We start from the raw sequence: 538 nt of genomic DNA, 5'->3' as shown, positions 1-538 counted from the left end.
GCCCCCGTCCATGGGGAACGCCGGCAACAGGTTGAAGCCCCCCAGCACCACGTTGAGCATCGCCAGCGTGAAGAGCGCGAACTGCACCTGGAACATCCCCAGGCCGTGCACCACCCACGTCAGCGCCCCCAGGAACGCCGCCAGCCCCAGGCTCGTCAGCGGCCCCACCAGCGCCATCAACGCCTCGTCACGCGGACGCTTGGGCACTTCCGCCAGCTCCGACACGCCTCCGACAATCATCAGCGTGATGCCCTGCACCTCGCCGCCATGCCGCAGCGCATAGAGGGTGTGCGCCATCTCGTGCAGCAGCACCGACACGAACAGCCCCACCGCCACCGCCAGCCCCCACGCCCACGGGTGCCCGCCGAGCGCGCCCGGCGGCACGTCCGCCGCCTCCGCCGCCCGCTGGAGCGTCCCGCCGAACGCCAGCGCCAGGAGCGGCAGCGCTATCAGCAGGGAGAAGTGCACCCGGATGGGCACTCCCCGGAACGACCCCACCCGCAGTGCCCCCGGCCTCTCACGCATCGCCAGCCTCCCC

Annotated in this window: 1 protein-coding gene; it reads right to left on the bottom strand. The window is 72.3% G+C overall.

Annotated features, from left to right (window positions below):
- Window positions 1–525, bottom strand: a 525-nt coding sequence (locus D7W82_RS39815; RefSeq protein ID WP_370451155.1) for a site-2 protease family protein, incomplete at its 3' end; no start/stop codon positions are given.
- Window positions 526–538 lie beyond the last annotated feature (13 nt).

Origin of the sequence: Corallococcus sp. CA049B (assembly GCF_003611685.1) — a bacterium.
Lineage (GTDB): Bacteria > Myxococcota > Myxococcia > Myxococcales > Myxococcaceae > Corallococcus > Corallococcus coralloides.
Note: the sequence above shows the minus strand (reverse complement) of the source record. Positions and strands in the feature narration are given on the sequence as shown.